Origin of the sequence: Zhihengliuella alba, assembly GCF_039538765.1 — a bacterium.
GTDB lineage: Bacteria > Actinomycetota > Actinomycetes > Actinomycetales > Micrococcaceae > Zhihengliuella > Zhihengliuella alba.
The window spans coordinates 531,132-553,920 of sequence record NZ_BAABCJ010000001.1 but is presented as its reverse complement, the minus strand read 5'-3'; the positions used below and the strand labels follow the sequence as shown (position 1 = coordinate 553,920).

At 69.4% G+C, this 22,789-nt stretch carries 18 protein-coding genes; 16 read left to right on the top strand and 2 right to left on the bottom strand.

Features of this window, described 5'->3' with window-relative positions:
- The first annotated feature begins 125 nt into the window (after positions 1 to 125).
- From ABD784_RS02465 to ABD784_RS02450, 4 genes are all read left to right on the top strand, one after another.
- The gene (locus ABD784_RS02465) at positions 126 to 746 is read left to right on the top strand and encodes an ATP-dependent Clp protease proteolytic subunit (protein WP_344879440.1); all 621 of its coding nucleotides are present in this window, start codon (positions 126 to 128) and stop codon (positions 744 to 746) included.
- A 40-nt stretch (positions 747 to 786) separates the two neighbouring features.
- Positions 787 to 1,452 carry an ATP-dependent Clp protease proteolytic subunit gene (locus ABD784_RS02460; RefSeq protein WP_425582903.1) on the top strand — a complete coding sequence of 222 codons (666 nt, stop codon included), beginning with the start codon at positions 787 to 789 and terminating at the stop codon, positions 1,450 to 1,452.
- A 168-nt stretch (positions 1,453 to 1,620) separates the two neighbouring features.
- Positions 1,621 to 2,916, top strand: a complete 1,296-nt coding sequence (gene clpX / locus ABD784_RS02455) for an ATP-dependent Clp protease ATP-binding subunit ClpX (RefSeq protein WP_344879434.1) — start codon at positions 1,621 to 1,623, stop codon at positions 2,914 to 2,916.
- Between the two features lie 71 nt (positions 2,917 to 2,987).
- Positions 2,988 to 3,596 (top strand): mycothiol-dependent nitroreductase Rv2466c family protein, encoded by a 609-nt coding sequence (locus tag ABD784_RS02450; RefSeq protein ID WP_344879431.1) that lies wholly within the window; start codon positions 2,988 to 2,990, stop codon positions 3,594 to 3,596.
- A 210-nt stretch (positions 3,597 to 3,806) separates the two neighbouring features.
- Here the strand turns inward: ABD784_RS02450 and valS are convergent, their stop codons facing one another.
- Positions 3,807 to 6,437 (bottom strand): valine--tRNA ligase, encoded by a 2,631-nt coding sequence (valS, locus tag ABD784_RS02445; RefSeq protein WP_344879428.1) that lies wholly within the window; start codon positions 6,435 to 6,437, stop codon positions 3,807 to 3,809.
- Between the two features lie 81 nt (positions 6,438 to 6,518).
- On the opposite strand from valS, the gene ABD784_RS02440 reads away from it, so the two are divergent.
- The 6 genes from ABD784_RS02440 (at position 6,519) to ndk (ending at position 13,568) form a co-directional block, all read left to right on the top strand.
- Positions 6,519 to 6,875: a DUF488 domain-containing protein gene (locus ABD784_RS02440; RefSeq protein ID WP_344879425.1), complete on the top strand. Its 357-nt coding sequence runs from the start codon at positions 6,519 to 6,521 to the stop codon at positions 6,873 to 6,875.
- A 47-nt stretch (positions 6,876 to 6,922) separates the two neighbouring features.
- A complete protein-coding gene (locus ABD784_RS02435; RefSeq protein WP_344879422.1) occupies positions 6,923 to 7,714 on the top strand; it encodes an SDR family oxidoreductase in 792 nt (263 codons plus the stop codon).
- A 316-nt stretch (positions 7,715 to 8,030) separates the two neighbouring features.
- Positions 8,031 to 11,306 carry an isoleucine--tRNA ligase gene (ileS, locus tag ABD784_RS02430; RefSeq protein WP_344879419.1) on the top strand — a complete coding sequence of 1,092 codons (3,276 nt, stop codon included), beginning with the start codon at positions 8,031 to 8,033 and terminating at the stop codon, positions 11,304 to 11,306.
- Positions 11,307 to 11,308: 2 nt separating this feature from the next.
- Positions 11,309 to 12,667, top strand: coding sequence for a bifunctional folylpolyglutamate synthase/dihydrofolate synthase (locus ABD784_RS02425; protein WP_344879416.1), 1,359 nt, complete (start codon positions 11,309 to 11,311; stop codon positions 12,665 to 12,667).
- Positions 12,668 to 12,677: 10 nt separating this feature from the next.
- A complete protein-coding gene (locus ABD784_RS02420; RefSeq protein ID WP_344879413.1) occupies positions 12,678 to 13,112 on the top strand; it encodes a DUF4233 domain-containing protein in 435 nt (144 codons plus the stop codon).
- Between the two features lie 39 nt (positions 13,113 to 13,151).
- The gene (gene ndk / locus ABD784_RS02415; RefSeq protein WP_344879410.1) at positions 13,152 to 13,568 is read left to right on the top strand and encodes a nucleoside-diphosphate kinase; all 417 of its coding nucleotides are present in this window, start codon (positions 13,152 to 13,154) and stop codon (positions 13,566 to 13,568) included.
- A gap of 132 nt (positions 13,569 to 13,700) precedes the next feature.
- On the opposite strand, the gene ABD784_RS02410 is transcribed toward ndk, so the two are convergent.
- Complete coding sequence (locus ABD784_RS02410; RefSeq protein WP_344879407.1) at positions 13,701 to 14,300, bottom strand: vitamin K epoxide reductase family protein; 600 nt, start codon at positions 14,298 to 14,300, stop codon at positions 13,701 to 13,703.
- A 428-nt stretch (positions 14,301 to 14,728) separates the two neighbouring features.
- Here ABD784_RS02410 and ABD784_RS02405 point away from each other — a divergent pair, with 428 nt between their 5' ends.
- The 6 genes from ABD784_RS02405 to ABD784_RS02380 all read left to right on the top strand — a co-directional run bounded on the left by ABD784_RS02405 (position 14,729) and on the right by ABD784_RS02380 (position 22,664).
- Positions 14,729 to 17,566, top strand: a complete 2,838-nt coding sequence (locus ABD784_RS02405; RefSeq protein ID WP_344879404.1) for an Rne/Rng family ribonuclease — start codon at positions 14,729 to 14,731, stop codon at positions 17,564 to 17,566.
- 244 nt (positions 17,567 to 17,810) lie between these two features.
- Positions 17,811 to 18,119, top strand: a complete 309-nt coding sequence (rplU, locus tag ABD784_RS02400; RefSeq protein WP_309080122.1) for a 50S ribosomal protein L21 — start codon at positions 17,811 to 17,813, stop codon at positions 18,117 to 18,119.
- Positions 18,120 to 18,166: 47 nt separating this feature from the next.
- On the top strand, positions 18,167 to 18,421 hold the full coding sequence (gene rpmA / locus ABD784_RS02395) for a 50S ribosomal protein L27 (protein ID WP_102161104.1): 255 nt from the start codon (positions 18,167 to 18,169) through the stop codon (positions 18,419 to 18,421).
- A 166-nt stretch (positions 18,422 to 18,587) separates the two neighbouring features.
- The gene (gene obgE / locus ABD784_RS02390) at positions 18,588 to 20,159 is read left to right on the top strand and encodes a GTPase ObgE (RefSeq protein ID WP_344879401.1); all 1,572 of its coding nucleotides are present in this window, start codon (positions 18,588 to 18,590) and stop codon (positions 20,157 to 20,159) included.
- A gap of 14 nt (positions 20,160 to 20,173) precedes the next feature.
- Entirely contained in the window at positions 20,174 to 21,313 is a 1,140-nt protein-coding gene (proB, locus tag ABD784_RS02385; protein WP_344879398.1) for a glutamate 5-kinase, read from the top strand.
- Between the two features lie 52 nt (positions 21,314 to 21,365).
- A complete protein-coding gene (locus ABD784_RS02380; RefSeq protein ID WP_344879395.1) occupies positions 21,366 to 22,664 on the top strand; it encodes a glutamate-5-semialdehyde dehydrogenase in 1,299 nt (432 codons plus the stop codon).
- The last annotated feature ends 125 nt before the right edge of the window (positions 22,665 to 22,789 follow it).

Below are 22,789 nucleotides of genomic sequence, written 5' to 3'. Positions count from 1 at the left end.
CGTTTCCCCGCCCGCCCGGCGCCGATGCGCCCACAGCGAACTAGCGGCCGGGCCGCCACCCGGGGCGGGCGCCAGGCAGTAATGTCGGGAACGAGTTCAAGCGATCCACGGAGAGGCATTCGAGCATGACTGAGGAATCCCTGACCCCCGCAATGTCGTCGGTGGACCCGGCGAGCCGGGACGACTACATCTACAACCGGCTCCTCAAGGAGCGCATCATCTGGCTCGGCTCCGAGGTGCAGGACGAGAACGCGAACGCGATCTGCTCGCAGCTCCTCCTCCTCTCGGCCGAGGACCCGGACAAGGACATCTACCTCTACATCAACTCGCCGGGCGGCTCGATCACGGCCGGTATGGCGATCTACGACACGATGCAGTTCATCCCGAACGACGTCGTCACCGTCGCCACCGGCCTGGCCGCGTCGATGGGGCAGTTCCTGCTCTCGTCCGGCACCAAGGGCAAGCGCTACGCGACGCCGAACGCCCGCATCCTGATGCACCAGCCGTCCGGCGGCATCGGGGGCACGGCCTCGGACATTCGGATCCAGGCCGAGCTGATCCTGCACATGAAGAAGGTCATGTCCGAGCTCACTGCGGAGCAGACCGGCCAGACGGTCGAGCAGATCCTCAAGGACAACGAGCGCGACAAGTGGTTCACCGCGAAGGACGGCCTGGAGTACGGCTTCTTCGACCACATCGCCGAGCACTCCTCGTCCGTCTCCGGCGGCGGCGGGATGACCAGCTGACCACCGCCCGCACTGCCCGTCTGACACAGATTTCCAGGAGATGAATATGAACTTCAATGGCTACGGCGGCGCCGGCGAGATGCCCTCCGCCCGTTACATCCTGCCGCAGTTCGAGGAGCGGACCCCGTACGGCTTCAAGCGACAGGACCCGTACGCGAAGCTCTTCGAGGACCGCATCGTCTTCCTCGGCGCGCAGGTTGACGACGCCTCCGCCGACGACATCATGGCCCAGCTGCTGGTCCTCGAGTCGATGGACTCCGAGCGCGACATCACGCTCTACATCAATTCGCCCGGTGGCTCGTTCACGGCCATGACGGCCATCTACGACACGATGCAGTTCATCCGCCCCGAGGTGCAGACCGTGTGCCTCGGCCAAGCGGCCAGCGCGGCGGCGGTGCTCCTCGCCGCCGGTGCACCCGGCAAGCGCCTCGCGCTGCCGAACGCCCGTGTCCTGATTCACCAGCCGGCGCTCGGCGGCGGCGAGCGGGGCACCGCCTCGGACCTGCAGATCCAGGCGGAGGAGGTCATGCGCATGCGCACGTGGATGGAGCAGGTCCTTTCCCAGCACAGCCACAAGACGCCGGAGGAAGTCTCGCGAGACGTCGAGCGCGATCTCTACATGACCGCGGCCGACGCGAAGACGTATGGCCTCGTCGACGAGGTGCTGGACTCGCGGAAGATCAAGCCGCAGGCCATCCAGGGCTAGCAGGCCGCTGCCGGCCCGGGCAGAGCGCGCCAGGGGGCGGACCGTCACAATGCACCACGGTCCGCCCCCCTGCGTCTTTCTGTAGGACCCAGGACTTACAGTTGAAGGAATGCAACGATGCGTCAGGGGGCGCACGGGCGAAGGACGAGAGCGAGGGAGTAGAGCTCCATGGCACGTATGGGCGAGAGTTCCGAGCTGCTCAAATGCAACTTCTGCGGCAAGAGCCAGAAGCAGGTGCGCAAACTCATCGCCGGCCCCGGCGTCTACATCTGCACCGAGTGCATCGAGCTGTGCAACGAGATCATCGAGGAAGAGCTCGTCGAGGTCAACGAGAGCGAGGAGCTGGAGCTCCCGCGGCCACGCGAGATCTTCGATCACCTCAATGAATACGTCATCGGGCAGGAGGCCGCCAAGCGCGCCCTGTCGGTGGCGGTGTACAACCACTACAAGCGCATTCGCACCGGGACGTCGAACCGGCCGGCCAGTGCTCTCAACGAGGCCGGGCACCCGCTCGACGACATCGAGGTCTCGAAGTCGAACATCATGCTCCTCGGCCCCACGGGCTGCGGCAAGACGTACTTGGCCCAGACGCTCGCCAAGCGGCTGAACGTACCGTTCGCCGTCGCCGACGCCACGTCCCTGACCGAGGCCGGCTACGTCGGCGAGGATGTCGAGAACATCCTGCTCAAGCTGATCCAGGCAGCGGACTACGACGTCAAGAAAGCCGAGCAGGGGATCATCTACATCGACGAGATCGACAAGATCTCGCGCAAGAGCGAGAATCCCTCCATCACCCGTGACGTCTCCGGGGAGGGCGTCCAGCAGGCGTTGCTGAAGATCCTCGAGGGCACCGTCGCCCAGGTCCCGCCGCAAGGCGGCCGGAAGCACCCGCATCAGGAGTTCCTCCAGATCGACACGACGAACGTGCTGTTCATCGTCGCCGGAGCCTTCGCCGGCCTCGAGGAGATCATCTCGTCGCGCGCCGGACGCAAGGGGATCGGTTTCGGCGCACCCCTGACGGCGTTGAAGTCCGAGGCCGCCTCCTACTCCGACGTCCGCCCTGAGGATCTGCTGAAGTTCGGGCTGATCCCGGAGTTCATCGGACGGCTGCCGGTCGTCACGACTGTGGAGAAGCTCGACCGGGAGGCCCTGGTCTCGATCTTGACCGAGCCGAAGAACGCTCTGGTCAAGCAGTACCAGAAGATGTTCCACCTGGATGGAGTGGAACTGCAGTTCGAGCGTGATGCGCTCGAGGCCGTCGCCGATCTCGCCATCGAGCGCGAGACCGGTGCGCGCGGCCTGCGCGCCATTCTCGAGGAGACGCTCGGACCGGTGATGTTCGAGCTTCCGGGGCGCGACGACGTCGCCGAGTGCGTCATCACCGCCGAGGTGATCGCCGGCCGAGCCGAGCCGACTCTCATCTCCCACCAGGTTGCCGCGAAGCGCCGCAACAAGTCCGCCTGACCCGTACCGCAGGGCCAGAGCGCGGCCGGTGGCACGCGCCGGCCGCAGTCCCGCTGACCGAAGGAGAACACATGAGCGAGACGACCACCGTCGACTTCTGGTTCGACCCCATCTGCCCGTTCGCCTGGGCGACCTCACGTTGGATCCTCGAGGTCGAGAAGGTCCGTCCCGTGCGAGTCGACTGGCACGTGATGAGCCTGTCGGTCCTCAACGAGGGACGCGACCTCTCTGAGGACTACCGTCGCAGCATGGACGACGGCTGGGGGCCGGTGCGCGTCATCGTCGCCGCAGCGGACCAGCACGGCGCGGGCGTGGTCCCCGAGCTCTATACCGCCATGGGAGAACTCCTCCACTACGAGAAGGTGCAGGACCGCGCAGAGGTGATCCGGCGCGCCCTCGACAAGGTCGGCCTGCCCGCAGGACTCGCTGCCGCCGCGGAGTCGGAGGATCACGACCGTGCGCTCCGGGCCAGCCACCAGGAGGGGATCGAGCGGGTCGGGCAGGACGTCGGAACGCCCGTCCTCTCGCTGAACGGCACCGCCTTCTTCGGGCCCGTGATCACACGTGTCCCGACGGGGGAGGACGCGGGCGAGCTCTTCGACGCCTCGGTGAAGCTGGCCAGCTTCCCCTACTTCTTCGAGCTCAAGCGCAGCCGGACCGAGAGCCCGACCTTTGACTGAGCCGGACCGGTACCGGGAGCGCCCGCCCTCCCGACGGCGGCTGTACAGCTGCCGCACCGCTGGTGGGAGCAGCGCACGAACGCCGTGAGGCCGGGACCAACCGCAAGGTTGGTCCCGGCCTCACTCGTCTGCTGGAGTCCCGGCCTCACTCGTCTGCTGGAGAAAACCGCCGCCGGTTGCGGCCCGTCAGGGGACCGCAACCGGGAGACGTCAGGCGTTCTGCGCGGCCTCCTCGGCAGCAGCCAGCTCGACGTCGCCCACCGACATCTCGCCCTCGCCCACCACCAATTCGAGGTTCCGCGCGTTCGCCGCCGCGAGTAGGTCCGAGAGGCCCTGCCGCAACTGCTCGAGCTGCGCCTCCGGCGCCGTCACGGTGCCCGTGAGGACCTCCGTGCGCTGCTTGACCTTGGCCTCCGACTTCGCCTTCCGAATGCCGCCGAGGGCGGCGCCGACTACGGGGAGGACGGCCGGATCGGCGTCGGCCAGCACACCGGAGAGCGCCTCCGAGGAGGGCCACTCGGCGCGGTGGACCGAGCCGGCGCGCCACCAGCCCCAGACCTCCTCGGTGGCGAAGGGAAGGAACGGCGCGAACAGGCGCAGCGCCGAATCGAGTGTGGTCGCCAGAGCAGCCAGGACGGAGGCCTTCTCGGCATCGCCCTGGCCCCCGTACGCCCGGTCCTTGACCAGCTCGACGTAGTCATCCGTGAAGGACCAGAAGAACGACTCCGTGATGTCCAGGGCCCGCGCATAGTCGTACGCCTCGAACGCGCGGGTCGCGTCGTCGATCACCGTCTTCAGGCGGGCCAGGAGGGACCGGTCGAGACCATTCGTCACCGTCGAGGCGTCCTCGCGGATGACGTCGGCCTGCGTCGCGCCGAGGTTCAGGACGAACTTCGAGGCGTTGAGGATCTTGATCGCCAGCCGGCGACCGATCTTCATCTGGGCCACCTCGTAGGCGGTGTCCGCGCCGAGCTTGGCGGATGCCGCCCAGTAGCGGACGGCATCGGCGCCGAACTGCTCGAGCACGTCCGTCGGCACTACGACGTTGCCCTTGGACTTCGACATCTTCTTGCGGTCCGGGTCGAGGATCCAGCCCGAGATCGCCGCGTTGCGCCACGGCACCGTCGACTCCAGGGCATCGGCACGGACGACCGTGGAGAAGAGCCAGGTCCGGATGATGTCGTGACCCTGGGGGCGCAGGTCGAAGGGGAAGACCTTGGCGAAGAAGTCCTCGTCGCGGCCCCAGCGCCCGACGATCTGAGGTGTCAGCGAGCTGGTGGCCCAGGTGTCGAGCACGTCGGCGTCGCCGGTGAAACCACCGGGCTGATCCCGCTGCGCCTCGTCGAATCCCGGGGCCGGCTCGGCGGCCGGGTCGACGGGAAGCTGGTCCTCGGCCGGCAGGACGGGGTTCGAGTAGTCCGGCTCGCCGGCCTCGTCCAGGCGGTACCAGACCGGGATCGGCACGCCGAAGAAGCGCTGGCGGGAGACCAGCCAGTCGCCGTTGAGGCCGGAGACCCAGTTCTCGAAGCGCGAGCGCATGAACGAGGGATGGAAGTCGATCTCGCGCCCGCGGGCGATCATCCGCTCGCGCCGCTCCTCGTCGCGGCCGCCGTTGCGGATGTACCACTGGCGGGAGGAGACGATCTCGAGCGGCTTGTCGCCCTTCTCGTAGAAGTTGACCGGGTGCTGGATCTTGCGGGGCTCGCCGTCGAGCAGGTCGGCCTCAGCGAGCAACTTCACCACGGCCTCCTTGGCGGAGAACACCGTCTTGCCGGCCATCTCGGCGTAGGCGGCGGCTCCGGCCTCCGTGGTGATCCACTCCGGGAGCTCCGCCGCGATCCGGCCGTCGCGGCCGATGATCGTCCGGGTGGGCAGCTCGAGCTCGCGCCACCAGGTGACGTCGGTCAGGTCGCCGAAGGTGCAGACCATGGCGATGCCGGCGCCCTTGTCCGGCTTGGCGAGCGGGTGCGCCTTGACCTCGACCTCGACGCCGAAGAGCGGGGAGGTGACCTTCTTGCCGAAGAGCGGCTGGTAGCGCTCGTCGTCCGGGTGGGCCACGAGCGCCGCGCAGGCCGGCAGCAGCTCGGGCCGGGTGGTCTCGATGTGGACGGCCGTGCCGTCCGCGGCGAAGAACGGGTAGCGGTAGTAGGCCCCGGGGACCTCGCGGTCCTCGAGCTCGGCCTGGGCCACGGCCGTGCGGAAGCTCACGTCCCACAGCGTGGGCGCCTCCGAGAGGTACGCATCGCCCGCGGTGAGATTGCGCAGGAAGGCGGCCTGCGACGTCGCACGCGATTCGTCGTCGATGGTGCGGTAGGTCAGGCCCCAGTCCACGGACAGCCCGAGCGTCGTGAACAGGTGCTCGAAGACCTTCTCGTCCTCGACGGCCAGCTGCTCGCAGAGCTCGATGAAGTTCCTGCGGCTCACCGCGTCCCAGTCGCGTTGGTTCTTGGCCGGCTGCGCCGGTGGCTGGTAGTCCGGGTTGTACGGGATCTTCGGATCGCAGCGGACGCCGTAGTAGTTCTGGACGCGGCGCTCGGTCGGCAGGCCGTTGTCGTCCCAGCCCATCGGGTAGAAGACGTTCTTGCCCTGCATGCGCTGGAAGCGCGCCAGGACGTCGGTCTGCGTGTAGGAGAACATGTGCCCCACATGCAGCGAACCGGAGGCCGTCGGCGGGGGCGTGTCGATCGAGTAGACGGCGCCGCGCTCGGTGTCGGGATCGAACGTGTACGTCCCCTCGGCGCGCCAGCGCTCGCTGAGCCGCGCCTCGAGGCCCTCGAGGGCGGGTTTGTCCGGGACGGAAACGGAAACGGGCGTGTCTGTGCCCAAGGTGTCATCAGCCATGTCGGCCATTCTCCCACGTCCGGACCGCGGCGAGTCCCTGCGCGGCGCGGTTGGCAGGGAGACGGCCCCTATCATCGGGGCATGGACGAGATCAGACTGCGAAGGGCCTACGACGCGCCCGACGGCGGCTACCGGGTCCTCGTCGACCGGCTCTGGCCGCGGGGCGTCTCGAGGGCCGATCTGGAACTGGACGAGTGGGCCAGGGACGTCGCGCCCTCGACCGAGCTGCGGGCCTGGTTCGACCATCGCGCGCAGCGCTACACCGAGTTCCGCGACCGGTACATCGGCGAGCTCGAGCACGGCCCCGCGACCGACGCCGTCGAGCAGCTCCTCCAGACCGTGCGCAGCCACGACGACGTCGTCCTCGTCTACGCCACGCGGGACCCGGAGCACAACAACGCCCTGGTCCTGCGGGACTTCCTGGAGGAGCACCGCTGACTCCGTCGGAGGCCCCGCGCACGATCTTCGCTGACTAGGCTGGGTCCATGGATTCCTCGTCTACTCCCACGTCCACCGACGGCCGCGCGTCCACCGGCAGCGCCGTGGTCACCGGGGCCAGCACCGGCATCGGGGAGGCCACCGTCCGACTGCTGACGGCGCGCGGATGGCGTGTCTTCGCAGTGGCCCGGCGGGCCGACCGGCTCGAGGCCCTCGCGACGGAGACCGGGGCCGTCGCGGTCCCGGCGGACATCACCGACGACGACGACGTCGCGCGACTGCTCACGACGGTCACCGCGGCGGGCGGAATCGACACGCTCGTCAACAACGCCGGGGGAGCCCGCGGCGTCGAGCGGGTGGCCGACGCCCGCACCGAGGACTGGGACTGGATGTACCGCGTCAACGTCCTCGGCACCATGAAGGTCACCCGCGCCTTCCTGCCGATGCTCCGCGCGCACGGGGAGGGGACAATCCTCAACCTCACGTCGACCGCCGGCCTGGTCGGCTACGAGGGCGGCGCGGGCTACAACGCGGCCAAGTTCGCCGAGCGCGGCATGACCCAGGCCCTGCGCCTCGAGGAGGCGGAGCACAACCTCCGGGTGATCGAGGTCCTCCCCGGCCTGGTCCGCACGCCCGAGTTCGCGCTCAACCGGCTCGGCGACGCGGCAGCGGCGGAGAACGTGTACGCGGGCGTCGAGAAACCGCTTACGAGCGAGGACATCGCCGACATCATCGCCTACGCCGTCACGGCCCCGCATCACGTCAACCTCGACGAGATCGTCGTCCGCCCGGTGGCGCAGCCCGCCGCGCACAAGGTCATCCGAAAGCCGCTAGACTAGGACCATCGGCATCGACCCGGCCATCACCGGCGAGCCTCCGGAAGAACAGTCCGCGGGAAACGAGAACGACGGCGTGCAGATCGCTCGTCGGGACTCACCCCAGCGGACCCAGTAGAACCGGACGGGTAAGCCCGTCACAGCAGCGAAGCAAGCGGCCACGGCCGTCCGTCCCCGCGGAGCCCATACTCTGCGGCCGCGGTCGCCGTGCGCAAGCGGGGTGGTACCGCGAGCCGGGCGTCCATGCGCCAGGATTCGTCCCCGCATCGAGTACACCGCAGCCTCCCGGCTGCACCGACCGATGCCAGGACTGCCGCAGATGACGATTTATCCCAAGGCCTCCACCGATCCCGGTGCGAGCACGCCCGCGAGCCCCAGCTTCCCGGAGATCGAGAAGCGCATCCTCGACTACTGGAGCCAGGACGGCACGTTCCAGGCCTCGGTCGACCAGCGACCGGCCGGCGCCAAGGGCGAGGGTGAGTTCGTGTTCTACGACGGCCCGCCGTTCGCCAACGGCCTGCCCCACTACGGCCACCTGCTCACCGGTTACGTCAAGGATCTGGTGGCCCGCTACCAGACGCAGCGCGGCAACCGGGTCGAGCGCCGCTTCGGCTGGGACACTCACGGCCTGCCCGCCGAGCTCGAGGCCATGAAGCAGCTCGGCATGACGGACAAGCGGCAGATCGAGTCCATGGGCATTGAGAAGTTCAACGACGCCTGCCGGACGTCCGTGATGAAGTACGCCGACGAGTGGCAGGACTACGTCACGCGCCAGGCCCGCTGGGTCGACTTCGAGAACGACTACAAGACGCTCAATGTCGACTACATGGAGTCGGTCATCTGGGCCTTCAAGCAGCTGCACGAGAAGGGCCTCACCTACGAGGGCTTCCGCGTGCTGCCGTACTGCTGGAAGGACGAGACGCCGCTGTCCAACCACGAGCTGCGCATGGACGACGACGTCTACAAGTCCCGCCAGGACCCGTCCGTCACCGTCTCGTTCCCCGTCACCGGTGGCGGCCGGGTGGGCGACGAGCTCGCCGGCGTCAGCTTGCTGGCCTGGACCACCACGCCCTGGACCCTGCCGACCAACTTCTCGATCGCCGTGGGACCGGAGATCGAGTACGTCGTCGTGGAGGCACCCGCCGACGGCCCGCACCCGGGCCGCCACCTGCTCGCCGCCGACCTCGTGGCCGCCTACGCCAAGGACCTCGGCTTCGCCGACTCCGACGGCGTCGCCGCCGCGGACGCGGCCCGGGCCGCCGTCGTCGCCCGGTACCTCGGCGCCGACCTCGCCGACGTCGAGTACGCCCCGCTGTGGGACTACTACGCCGACGCCGAGAAGTGGGAGACGCAGCACGCCTGGCGGATCCTGCCCGAGGACTACGTGACCACCACCGACGGCACCGGCCTGGTCCACCAGGCCTCCGCCTACGGCGAGGAGGACCAGCGCTCCTCCGAGGAGGCGGGCATCCCCGTGATCCTCTCCGTGGACGAGGGCGCCCGCTTCCTGCCGATGTTCGCGGAGCCGACGCCGAGCGGGAACGCGCCCCTGGCCGACATCGCCGGCGTCCAGGTCTTCGACGCGAACCGGACCATCATCAACACGCTGAAGGACGACGGGCGGCTCGTGCGCGAGCAGTCCTACGAGCACTCCTACCCGCACTGCTGGCGTTGCCGGACCCCGCTCATCTACAAGGCCGTCACCAGCTGGTACGTGGCCGTCACCGAGTTCAAGTCGCGCATGCTCGAGCTCAACGAGCAGATCAACTGGATCCCCGGCAACGTGAAGCACGGGCAGTTCGGGAAGTGGCTGGAGAACGCCCGCGACTGGTCGATCTCCCGCAACCGCTACTGGGGCAGCCCCATCCCCGTGTGGGAGTGCGACGCCCCCGGCTGCGGGCACCGGGAGGTCCACGGCTCGCTCGAGGAGCTCCGGGCCGCCTTCGGGCGGGTCCCGGTGAACCACGAGGGCGAGCCCGATCTGCACCGCCCGTTCATCGACGACCTGACCCGCAGCCACGAGGGGTGCCCGGGCGCCGGCACGATCCGCCGCGTGGAGGACGTGCTCGACGTCTGGTTCGACTCCGGCTCCATGCAGTTCGCCCAGGTGCACTACCCGTTCGAGGCCGCGGAGTGGTTCGAGGACCACCACCCGGCCGACTTCATCGTCGAGTACATCGGGCAGACGCGCGGCTGGTTCTACACCATGCACATCCTCGCGACGGCCCTGTTCGACCGTCCGGCGTTCAAGAACGTCATCAGCCACGGCATCGTCCTGGGCTCGGACGGTCAGAAGATGTCCAAGTCGCTGCAGAACTATCCGGACGTGACCGAGGTGCTGGACCGCGACGGCTCTGATGCGATGCGCTGGTTCCTCATGGCCAGCCCGATCCTGCGCGGCGGCAACCTGATCGTCACCGAGCAGGGCATCCGCGACGGCGTCCGGCAGGTCCTCCTGCCCCTGTGGAACGCCTGGCACTTCTTCAGTCTCTACACCAACGCCGCGAACGGCGGCGCGGGCTACGAGGCGTCGCTGCGGCACTCGTCGTCGGACCCGCTGGACGAGTACATGCTCGCCGCCACCGGCGACCTCGTGCGCGAGACGCAGGCGGCGCTCGACGCGTACGAGATCTCGGACGCGTGCGACGCCGTCCGCCGCTACATGGACACGCTCACCAACTGGTACATCCGGCGCTCGCGCCAGCGATTCTTCGACGAGGACGAGCAGGCCTTCGACGTGCTCTTCACGTGCCTCGAGACGCTCACCCGGGTCGCGGCCCCGCTGCTGCCGCTGGCGGCGGACGAGATCTGGCGCGGGCTCACGGGAGGCCGCTCGGTGCACCTGACCGACTGGCCGGACGTGGAGCAGTTCCCGCACCGCCGGGAGCTCGTCGAGCGGATGGAGCTGACGCGGCGCATCTGCTCGGTCGGGTCGTCGCTGCGCAAGGCCTCGAACCTCCGCGTGCGTCTGCCGCTGAACCAGCTGACGGTCGTCGTCGACGGCGCGGAGGCGCTGGGCGGGACGTTCGCGTCGATCATCGCGGACGAGCTGAACCTGCGTACGGTCGAGCTGCGCGACGCCGCCGAGACCCAGGCGAGCGACTACGGCATCAGCCAGCGCCTCGTGGTCAACGCCCGCGCCGCCGGCCCGCGGCTCGGCAAGGGCGTCCAGCAGGCGATCAAGGGCTCCAAGAGCGGCGACTGGTCCGTCGGACCGGACGGCACCGTGACCGCCGGCGGCCTCGTGCTCGAGCCCCACGAGTACACCCTCGAGACCGTGGTGGAGCAGGGCGAGGACGACGCCGTCGCGGCGGCGGTGCTCGCGGGCGGCGGTTTTGTGGTCCTGGACACGGCGGTCACGGACGAACTCGCCGCCGAGGGCGCGGCGCGCGACATGATCCGCTCCATCCAGCAGGCCCGCAAGGACGCCGACCTGGTGGTGCGCGACCGCGTGCGCACCACCGTCACCGGTGACCCCGCGACGCTGCACGCGCTCCGCGCCAACGCGGAGCTGGTCAAGGGCGAGACCCTCACCGTGGACCTCGTCCTCGTCGAGGGCGAGCCGAACGTCGTCGTCGAAGCAGTGGAGGCCTGAGCATGACCGACATCGATGCGTTCTCCGTGGAGAGCGTCTACGCGGAGCTGCTCGGACGAGCACCCGAGAACAAGATCGAGCCGCGCATGGAGCCCATGCGCCGCGCCATGGAGATCCTGGGCGAGCCCAACCGGGCCTGCCCGGTCATCCACATCACCGGCACCAACGGCAAGACCTCGACGGCGCGCATGCTCGAGTCCCTGCTGCTGGCGCACGACCTGCGGGTCGGACGCTACTCGAGCCCCCACCTGTCGAAGGTGACGGAGCGGATCTCCATCGACGGCGAGCCCGTCGCCGATGAGACGTTCGTGCGGATCTGGGACGAGATCCGCCCCTACCTCCTCATGGTCGACGAGGAGCTCGAGGGCCGCGGGGAGAACCGGCTGACCTACTTCGAGGCGCTCACCGTCCTCGGGTTCGCGGTGTTCGCCGACGAGCCGGTGGACGTCGTCGTCCTCGAGGTCGGGCTCGGCGGGATCACGGACGCCACCAACGTGGCGGACGGGCAGGTGTCCGTCGTGACACCGATCTCCCTGGACCACACGGACCTGCTCGGCGACCGTGTGGAGGACATCGCCGCGGAGAAGGCCGGCATCATCAAGCCGGGCGGGTTCCTCGTGTCGGCGGTCCAGCCGATGGAGGCGGCCCAGGTCCTGCTCGAGTCGGCACGGGAGCAGGACGTCCCGTTCCGGTTCGAGGGCGTCGAGTTCGGCGTGGAGAAGCGCGCCCTGGCGGTCGGCGGGCAGCAGCTGACGATCCGCTCCCTCGCCGGACGCTACGAGGACCTCCTGCTGCCCCTGCACGGCGAGCACCAGGCGCAGAACCTCGCCGTCGCCATCGCCGCCCTGGAGGCCTTCCTGGGCGGCGGCGAGAAGGAGCTGGATCAGGAGACGCTGCAGCGCGGACTGGAGAAGGTGACGAGCCCCGGCCGCCTCGAGACGGTGCGCACGTCGCCGACCATCATCGTCGACGCCGGCCACAATCCGGACGGCCTGCGCGCCAGCGCGGACGCCGTGAAGGAGACCTTCGGCTTCTCCAAGCTCGTGCTGGTCGTCGGGATCCTGCGGGAGAAGGACGCAGAGGCGATGCTCGTGGAGCTCCGGGAGCAGTACGGCGATCTGGTCGACGACATCTGCCTGACCCAGTCCACCTCGCCGCGCTCCATCCCGGCCGGTGAGCTGGGCCAGCTGGCGCTGGACGCCGGCTACGCCGAGGAGGACGTGTATGTGACCGAGAAGCTGGACGACGCCCTGGACTGGGCGGTCGGCCGTGCGGACGCGACCGAGGACTTCGGCGGCGGGGTCCTGGTGACCGGCTCCATCACGCTGGTCGCCGAGGCCCGCACGCTGCTGGGGAAGTAGGAGCACCACGATGGCACGACTCACCAAGGCCCAGCGCGAGTGGCGGCCGGGCATGCCGAAGAAGCGCCGGTCCGTACGGATCATGTTCGCCTCCACGGTGCTCACGCTCGAGGCGTTCGTCTTCCTCTTCGCGACGATGTCGATCGCCGGCCTCCACGGCGACGAGTACGGCAAGCCCGTGGTGTGGACCGTCGGACTGGCGCTGGCCGCCGTCTCGGTCCTGACCTGCGCCCTGCTCCGGAAGCCTCTGGGATTCGGGATCGGCTGGGCGCTCCAGGCCGTCCTCGTGCTGGCGGGATTCCTGGACTACTACATGTTCTTCATCGGCGCGCTGTTCGCCGTCGCCTGGTGGTACGCCGTCACGAAAGGTGGGGAGCTGGACGCAGAGAACCGCCGGCGGGACGCCGCGCAGGAGGAGTGGGAGCGCCAGCACGGCTCCGACTAGACTCGTTCCGGAACCCATCAACCACCCGAAGGGGAATCAATGTCTGTGGAACGCAGCCTCGTCCTGGTCAAGCCGGACGGCGTGCAGCGCCAGCTGACCGGAACCATCCTGGCCCGCATCGAGGCCAAGGGGTACCGGATCGTGGAACTCAAGCTCGTCGAGGCGACCCGCGAGGTCCTCGAGAAGCACTACGAGGAGCATGTCGGCAAGCCGTTCTACGAGCCGCTCGTCGAGTTCATGCTCTCCGGTCCGACCGTGGCCGCGGTCCTCGAGGGCGATCGCGTCATCGAGGGCTTCCGCTCCCTGGCCGGCACCACCGACCCGACGACGGCGGCCCCCGGGACGATCCGCGGCGACTTCGGCCGTGACTGGGGCGAGAAGGTCCAGAAGAACCTCGTGCACGGTTCCGACTCGGTCGAGTCCGCCGAGCGCGAGATCGCCATCTGGTTCGGCTAGAGCGCCGCAAGCAGCAGTGCCGCCGCTCCCGCAGGGGAGCGGCGGCACTGCCGCTTTAACGACGACGAGCCGCGGAGGCGGACGCGGGCGACGGACCGTGAGCCGGGGGCCACCCGATCGGGCGGCAGTCCGTCAGCCGAAGAAGACGCCGGAGAAGCTGATCAGCACCGAGGCCGCGCACAGGACGACGAGCCCGGCGGCGACCACCCAGCCCCACTCCGCGGCGGCGGCGCGGAGGCGCGGGCCCCCGCCGAAGACGCCGGCGGCGATGTTCCGCGCCGTCGTCATGACGAAGAGCGGGATCATCATGGCCCACACGACCATGCAGTACAGGCAGAGGATGTGAATGCTGTACAGCGCCTGCGACCACAGCCAGACGATGAAGGCGAAACCCAGCGTCATGCCGATCTGCAGGCCGATCCAGTACCAGCGCGGCAGTCTGGCGCCGGCGACCAGCGTGATACCGATCGTCACTACGACGGCGAAGCCGACGACGCCGATGAAGGGGTTCGGGAAGCCGAAGAGAGCGGCCTGCCACTCCTGCATCACGGCACCGCAGGAGACCCAGGGGTTGATATCGCAACTGGTCACATGGCCCGGGTCGTTGTAGAGGGCCAGCCGTTCGAGGGTCAGGGTGACCGAGGCGAGCCAGGCGACGGCGCCGGCGATGGCGAGGAACCAGCCGAAGCGGACGGGGCGCGTCGGGCTCGACGCAGACTGCATGTCAGACATGCGGGTCAGTCTACGGGCCCGGCCTGGACCCGGCATGGAGGGCCCGGTGCGCCGGTTCCGGCCGGGTCGGACACGCGGTGTGAGACAATGGCAACGGCCGCGCACGGATCCACAGTCCGCACGCGACCCAGCGACAGGCTTCCAGGCCCGCTGGCGATGTTTCCTCCGGACGTCCGGAGCGGTGCGAGACAGGCACCCTCACGCGACGCTGCGAATTCCGCCACCGGCCGCCGCAACAGAAAGCGGCATGCCAGGAGAACCGCCGCTGGTCCGTCGAATCGGATACGCCCGGCACGTTGAGCGGGCGGACTCGGCGGATACCCACTGACTTCCGGTCCGCGGGACGCGCCGAGAACGGCAGCGACGGCGGACCGAACGAGCGCCCGGCGGCGTCGCTGTGGAGAACCGCCGGCGAGGAGCATGACGCCATGAGCGAGAGCCACGAGACCAGCGGCGACACCACGAACGAGACCGCCGTCGACCAGCCGGTCGAAGGCACCGTCGACGGCACTGCGGCCGCCACGGCCGTCCCGGACGGGTCCCGTCCAGCGACCGCCGCGTCCGACGACGCGTCGGCCCCGGAGGGCACGGCCCCCCGTGAGGAGAACGCGCAGGACGGCACCGAGGACACCTCGGCGCCCTCAGCCGGCTCGGACCCCTTCGCGGTCCCGCCGTCGGCCACCTCCGTCCTGTTCCACGCACCGGACTTCAGCACCGTCGTGGCGCCGGCCCCCGGCGACGAGGACGACGCGGAGGACGAGGACGAGTCCGAGAACGCAGAGGGCCGCCGTCCTCGCCGTCGCCGCCGCCAGCGCGGCGGCGAGGAGAGGGGCGCCGAGAACGGCCCGTCCGAGGACGAGTCGGAGGAGACCGTCAGCTCCCGCCGTCGTCGGCGCCGCCGCCGTGGCGATGCGGACCTGGAGCTCAGCGGGGGCGCGGACGAGGATCCGCCCGGCACCGTCACCCGCGTCCGCGCCCCGCGGGCGGCCGAGGCGCAGCCGAGCAACAAGGTGACCAGCGTCAAGGGTTCCACCCGGCTCGAGGCCAAGCGCCAGCGCCGCCGGGAGTCCCGCGACTCGGGTCGTCGCCGTCAGGGCATCACCGAGGCGGAGTTCCTGGCCCGGCGCGAGTCGGTGGACCGGAAGATGATCGTCCGCCAGGGCGACGGCCGGATCCAGATCGGTGTCCTCGAGGACGGCATCCTCGCCGAGCACTTCGTCTCCAAGACGCAGCAGGACTCGCTGATCGGCAACGTCTACGTCGGCAAGGTCCAGAACGTCCTGCCCTCCATGGAGGCCGCCTTCGTCGACATCGGACGGGGCCGCAACGCCGTGCTCTACGCCGGCGAGGTCAACTGGGATGCCGCCAACCTGGACGGCAAGCCGCGGCGGATCGAGAACGCGCTGAAGTCCGGTGACTCCGTGGTCGTCCAGGTCACCAAGGACCCGGTCGGACACAAGGGCGCCCGGCTGACCAGCCAGGTCTCGCTGCCGGGCCGCTACCTGGTCTATGTCCCGGGCGGCTCCATGACGGGCATCTCGCGCAAGCTCCCGGACGTGGAGCGCAACCGCCTCAAGAAGATCCTCAAGGACCACCTGCCGGAGAACGCCGGAGTGATTGTCCGCACCGCCGCCGAGGGCGCGAGCGAGGAGGAGTTGATGAACGACATCAACCGCCTGCGCGCCCAGTGGGAGGACATCGAGGGCAAGTCGAAGTCCACCAAGACCCTGCCGCCGGAGCTGCTCTACAGCGAGCCCGACCTGACCATCAAGGTGGTCCGCGACGTCTTCAACGAGGACTTCACCGAACTGATCGTCCAGGGCGACGAGGCATGGGACACGATCGAGGCGTACGTGACCTATGTTGCGCCGGACCTGCTGGAGCGACTCCAGAAGTGGACGAAGGACGAGGACATCTTCAGCGCGCACCGGATCGACGAGCAGATCACCAAGGCCCTCGACCGCAAGGTCTTCCTCCCGTCGGGCGGCTCCCTCGTCATCGACCGCACGGAGGCCATGACCGTCGTCGACGTGAACACCGGCAAGTTCACGGGTTCCGGCGGCAACCTCGAGGAGACGGTCACCAAGAACAACCTGGAGGCGGCCGAGGAGATCGTCCGCCAGCTGCGCCTGCGCGACATCGGCGGCATCATCGTCATCGACTTCATCGACATGGTGCTCGAATCCAACCGTGACCTGGTGCTGCGTCGCCTGATCGAGTGCCTGGGCCGTGACCGGACCAAGCACCAGGTCGCCGAGGTCACCTCGCTGGGCCTGGTCCAGATGACTCGCAAGCGCATGGGAACGGGGCTGCTCGAGGTCTTCAGCGAACCGTGCGAGCACTGCGCCGGCCGCGGCGTCATCACCCACGAGGAGCCCGTCGACCAGCGGCGGGCGCACAACTCCCAGGGCGAGGCCCTGCAGGAGCGTCCGGGCCGCCGTCGCAAGGGCAAGCAGGACAAGCCCGCCGAGAAGCAGGAGCAGAGCGTGGCCCCGGCCGCGGCCGAGAGCGACGCAGAGCGCGAGGCGAAGGCCAGTGCCGCCCGCGAGGCCCTCGCCAAGGTGGCGGCCGCGGCCCACGCGGCCCATGAGCACGAGGACGCCGAGTCCGGTCAGAGCGGCACGGAGGCGGCGGCCGGACCGTCCGCCGCCACGGGAGCGGAGTCGGAGGCAGTGCTCGACATCGCGGGAGAGAAGGTCCGGCTGCCGCGCGGGCGCAAGGCACGCCGCCGCGCCAGCAGCCCGGCACCGGATCTGACCCTCGAGTCGCTGACCGCTGCTTTCGGGGTGGACGGCGAGCCGATCGCGCCGACGGAGAGCGCACCGGCGCCGGAGACGGCGCAGCCGGAACCCGAGGGGCCCGCCGGGAAGTCCGAGGGCGGGAAGTCCGCGTCCACGCGGCCGTCCCGTCGTGGAGGCCGGAGGGCCACGTCCGCGCAGGGCGCGCCCGAGAAGGCGGCGGCCGGGGCGGACACGCCCACGGACCCCGCGCCCGAGGCCACGGAGCGTGAGCAGTCGCCGCGGCCGACGCAGGCACCGACGGCTGCTGCCGCCCCGGCGCCCAGGACGCGGCGCCGAGGCGGCCGCGTCGCGACCAGTGCGCAGGGATCGGGGGAGACGCCGATCGAGCGTGGTGGGCCGGTCGAGGCCACTGGCACGGCGTACCGTGCGGAGGCCCTCCCGGCCCGGTCCGGGGCCCAGGCGGGCGCCGGAGCCGACGCCGGACCGACCGTCCTCGGGGTGGGCGTCCCGGCGTCCGAACTGTAGGCCTGTGATCCACGTTGCAGGGGACCCCTTGACGACTCGCCGGGGAGGGCTGTATTTGCCCCGGTGGGCCGGACTAGCGTAATCTAGTTCTTCGGTGCGAACGCCGCTCATCGGATCTTGTCCAATCGGCGTGAGAAGCACAGCGCATTCCCCGGGGCTGTTAAGAGGTCGCAATCGCGAACCTCTGGGGTCACCTGCAGCGCAGTAATTGAGATAAGAACTGTCGAGAGAAGTGAGTACCAAAGTGGTGTACGCAATTGTCCGCGCTGGCGGCCATCAGGAGAAGGTCTCCGTCGGAGACTTCGTGAACCTTGACCGCGTTCCGGTAGCTGCTGGCGGCACCATTGAGCTTCCGGCCCTGCTGCTGGTCGACGGCGACAAGGTGACCTCGGATGCCAACGAGCTGGCCAAGGTCAAGGTGACGGCCGAGGTCGTCGAGTCCTTCCGCGGCCCGAAGATCGTCATCCAGAAGTACAAGAACAAGACCGGTTACAAGAAGCGCCAGGGCTTCCGCTCCGCTCTGACCAAGGTCAAGGTCACCTCGATCGCCTGAGGCGACGAGCGACCAGCAACCCCCTGATCCGAAGGTAGGCAAATTCAATGGCACATAAGAAGGGCGCAAGCTCCACTCGCAATGGCCGCGACTCCAACGCTCAGTACCTTGGCGTGAAGCGCTTCGGTGGCCAGGTCGTCTCCGCTGGCGAGATCCTGGTCCGTCAGCGTGGAACACACTTCCACCCCGGCGCCAACGTCGGCCGCGGTGGCGACGACACCCTGTTCGCCCTCGCAGCCGGCTCGGTCGAGTTCGGTACTCGCCGAGGCCGTCGCGTGGTGAACATCGTCTCCGCCGACTAGGCAGCGGCAGACGGTCCTCGTCAACGAAGACCTTTACTAGACTGGAGGGTGGGCTGCGGCCCGCCCTCCAGTCGTCTTTTCGGGCAGTACCGGCCCGGCCCCAGCGGCCAGCCGGTGGAGGCCCGCACACCAGCAACACCGACCCCACCGACTAAGGAGCCCACTCGTGGCAGCTTTCATTGACCGAGTCGTCCTGCACGTGTCAGGGGGCACGGGCGGACACGGGTGCGTCTCCATCCACCGGGAGAAGTTCAAGCCGCTCGGCGGCCCCGACGGCGGCAACGGCGGCAACGGCGGCGACGTCGTCCTGCGCGTCGACCACCAGACCACCACCCTCCTCAGCTACCACCACCTGCCCCACCGCAACGCCGGCAACGGCGAGGGCGGCAAGGGCGGGCTGCGCCCCGGCAGGCACGGCGAGGCGCTCGTTCTCCCCGTCCCCGAGGGCACGGTCGTCAAGGACCGGCAGGGCAACATCCTCGCCGACCTCATCGACGAGGGCGCCGAATACGTGGCGGCTGCCGGCGGCCTCGGCGGCCTCGGCAACGCGGCCCTGGCCAGCCGCAAGCGCAAGGCCCCCGGTTTCGCCCTGCTCGGGATCGAGGGCGAGAAGCGGGACATCGTGCTCGAGCTCAAGACCGTTGCCGATGTGGCCCTCGTCGGCTACCCATCCGCCGGCAAGTCCTCGCTGATCGCCGCCGTCTCCGCGGCACGCCCGAAGATCGCCGAGTACCCGTTCACCACGCTGGTGCCGAACCTCGGCGTCGTCGAGGCGGGGGAGACCCGCTTCACCGTCGCCGACGTCCCCGGCCTGATCCCGGGCGCCAGCGAGGGCAGGGGGCTCGGCCACGAGTTCCTGCGCCACGTCGAGCGCTGCGCCGCCCTGGTGCACGTCCTCGACTGCGGCACGCTGGAGGCGGACCGAGATCCGATCAGCGATCTGGAGGTCATCGAGCGAGAGCTCGAGCAGTACCAGGTCGACTCCTCCTTCGCCGGGACCGACGGCCAGATCATCCCCCTGAACGAGCGTCCGCGGCTCGTCGCCCTGAACAAGGTGGACATGCCCGACGGCGAGGAGATGGCCGCCTTTGTTCGCCCGGAGCTGGAAAAACGGGGCTATCGAGTCTTCGAGATCTCGGCCCTGGCACGCACCGGGCTGCGCGAGCTGACATTCGCCATGGCCGAATTGGTCGCGGAAGCGCGGGCCAGAATCGAGGAGGCCCCGCCCGTCGTCAAGGCCCCCGTTATCAAACCTCGTGCCGTGAATCAACGACCATTCACAATCCGGCGGGAAGAGCGGAATCTCGAGCCGCTCTTCCGTATCATCGGTGAGAAGCCGGTTCGCTGGGTCAAGCAGACGGACTTCCGCAACGATGAAGCGGTCGGGTACCTTGCCGATCGCCTCGCCAAGCTGGGTGTCGAAGACGGGCTGTTCAAGGCCGGTGCCAAGCCGGGCGATGCAGTCGTCATCGGCGACGAGGACGACTCGGTCGTCTTCGACTGGGAGCCCACCATGGCCGCAGGCGCAGAACTCCTGGGTTCGCGCCGTGGCCAGGACGTGCGGTTGAACGAGTTCGATCGCCCGACGCGTCAGCAGAAGCGAGAGGACCATCTGGCTCGCCGGGAGGCCAAGCAGGCCGCCCGCGACGAGCTCGAGTTCGAGCGCAACGCTGGGATCTGGACGGAATCGGCCAACTACAAGATGCCGGACCCCGAAGGAGACAGCGACAGAGGATGAAGCAACGGCTGAGGATGAAGCAGACCCGAAAACCGTCGGCGGTGAACGAGCGGTCCCAGATCGCCCGGGCCGGCCGCATCGTCGTCAAGGTCGGATCGTCCTCCCTGACGACCGTTGACGGCGGGATCAGCGAGGACGCGCTCATCGCTCTCGTGGACACCCTCGGCCGCGCCCGTGCCGCCGGCACGGAGATCATCCTCGTCTCGTCCGGTGCCATCGCCGCGGGCATCTCCCCGCTGGGCCTGAAGCGCCGGCCGAAGGACCTCGCCACGCAGCAGGCCGCGGCCAGCGTCGGACAGGGACGTCTCATGTCCCAGTACACCGACGAGTTCGCCAAGTTCGGCGTCACGGTCGGGCAGGTACTGCTCACGGCCGAGGACCTCATCCGCCGCGAGCAGTACGGCAACGCCTTCCGCACGCTGAACCGCCTGCTGGACCTGGGCGTCCTGCCCATCGTCAACGAGCACGACACCGTCGCCACCCACGAGATCCGTTTCGGGGACAACGACCGGCTGGCCGCACTCGTCGCGGACCTCACGAAGGCCGATGCGCTGGTTCTGCTCTCCGACGTGGACGCCGTCTACGACGGCCCGCCGTCCAAGGGCGCCAAACGCATCGCGCGCGTCGACAGCCCGTCGGATCTGGACGAGGTGGAGATCGGCGGCTCGGGGTCGGCCGGAGTCGGCACCGGTGGCATGGCCACCAAGGTCCAGGCGGCCACGATGGCCTCCGAATCCGGCATCCCTGCGCTCGTCACGTCGGCCGCGAACGTCGCCCGCGTGCTGCGCGGCGAGGACGTCGGCACCTGGTTCGCGCCCCGCGGCCTGCGCCGTTCCGCCCGCATGCTCTGGCTCGCGCACCTCGCCTCGGCCAGCGGCCGACTCGTGATGGACCCGGGCGCCGTCCGCGCCATCGCCGGGGGCAAGAAGTCGCTCCTGCCGGCGGGCATCGTCGAGACCAGCGGCGAGTTCGAGGCCGGCGACGTCGTCGATCTCACGGACCGCAAGGGCCGCATCGTCGCCCGCGGCATCGTCAACTTCGCCAGCGACGAGCTGCCCGCCATGCTCGGCAAGAGCACCCGCGAACTGTCCAAGAAGCTCGGCAAGCGCTACGCCAGATCGGTGGTGCACGTCGACGACCTGGTGGTGATCTAGCGCCGCCCGGAGTCCACGCACCGTCGATCGAACATCCCATGAAGGGGGAGTCATGACTGAGACCACCGAGACCACCGCAGGAATTTCCCAGAACGACGACGTCGCCGCCGTGATCGCGGCCAAGGCGGATCGGGCCCGGAAGGCCGCCCGCGTGCTGGCCCAGGCCGACCGCGACTGGAAGGACCGCGCGATCACCGCGATCGCCGAGACGCTCGACGCCAACCGGCCCGCGATCATCGCCGGCAACGGCCGCGACCTGGAGCGGGGCCGCGAGAACGGCACCTCGGAGGCGCTGCTGGACCGGCTGCGGCTCGACGACCAGCGCGTCGACGGCCTGATCTCCTCCCTCGAGGACCTGCGCGGCCTGCCCGACCCGGTCGGCGAGGTCATGCGCGGCGAGACCCTTCCCAACGGACTGCGGCTGCGGCAGATCCACGTTCCGATCGGCGTCGTCGGCGCCATCTACGAGGCACGCCCCAACGTGACGGTGGACATCGCCGGGCTGGCCCTCAAGAGCGGCAACGCCGTCCTCCTCCGCGGTGGCTCCGCCGCCGAGGAGAGCAACAAGGTCCTGATCGGCCTGATCCGCGAGGCCCTCGAGAGCGTCGGACTCCCCCCCGACACCGTCCAGGGCATCGACGAGCTCGGCCGCCCGGGCGCGACCGCCCTGATGGGTGCCCGGGGCAAGGTCGACCTGCTGATCCCGCGCGGCGGCCGCAACCTCATCCAGGCCGTGGTCAACAACGCGACCGTCCCCGTCATCGAGACCGGCGAGGGCAACGTGCACCTCTTCCTCGACGCCTCGGCTCCCGACGAGCTGGCCGTGCCGATCATCGTCAACGCGAAGACGCACCGGACATCGGTGTGCAATGCGGCCGAGACGCTGCTCATCCACAAGGACGCCGCGGCGGCCCGGGGCGTGCTCGAGGGCCTGTCCGAGGCGGGGGTCCGGCTCCACGTCGACGAGCGCGCCGCGGACCTCGCGCAGGGGCTGAACACCGTCCCGGCGACCGACGAGGACTGGTCCACGGAGTACCTCGATCTGGACATCGCCGTGGCCGTCGTCGACTCCCTCGACGCCGCCCTGGACCACATCCGCCAGTACTCGACCGGGCACACCGAGGCCATCGTGACCAACGATCTGGCCAACTCGGAGCGCTTCATCCGCGAGATCGACTCGGCGGCCGTCATCGTCAACGCGTCCACCCGCTTCACCGACGGCGGGCAGCTCGGCCTCGGCGCCGAGGTCGGCATCTCCACCCAGAAGATGCACGCGCGCGGCCCCATGGGCCTGCGGGAGCTGACGACCACCAAGTGGATCGTGCAGGGCGACGGGCACATCCGCAGCTAGCGGTACCGGCACGCGCGGCTGTTCCCCCGGGGCAGCCGCGCGTTGTTCGTGGCACGGGCGCGGCAATGGGTAACATGGGGAGCAAACCTCAGGCCCACTGCCCGTGCCGGGGCCGACGCGCGGCG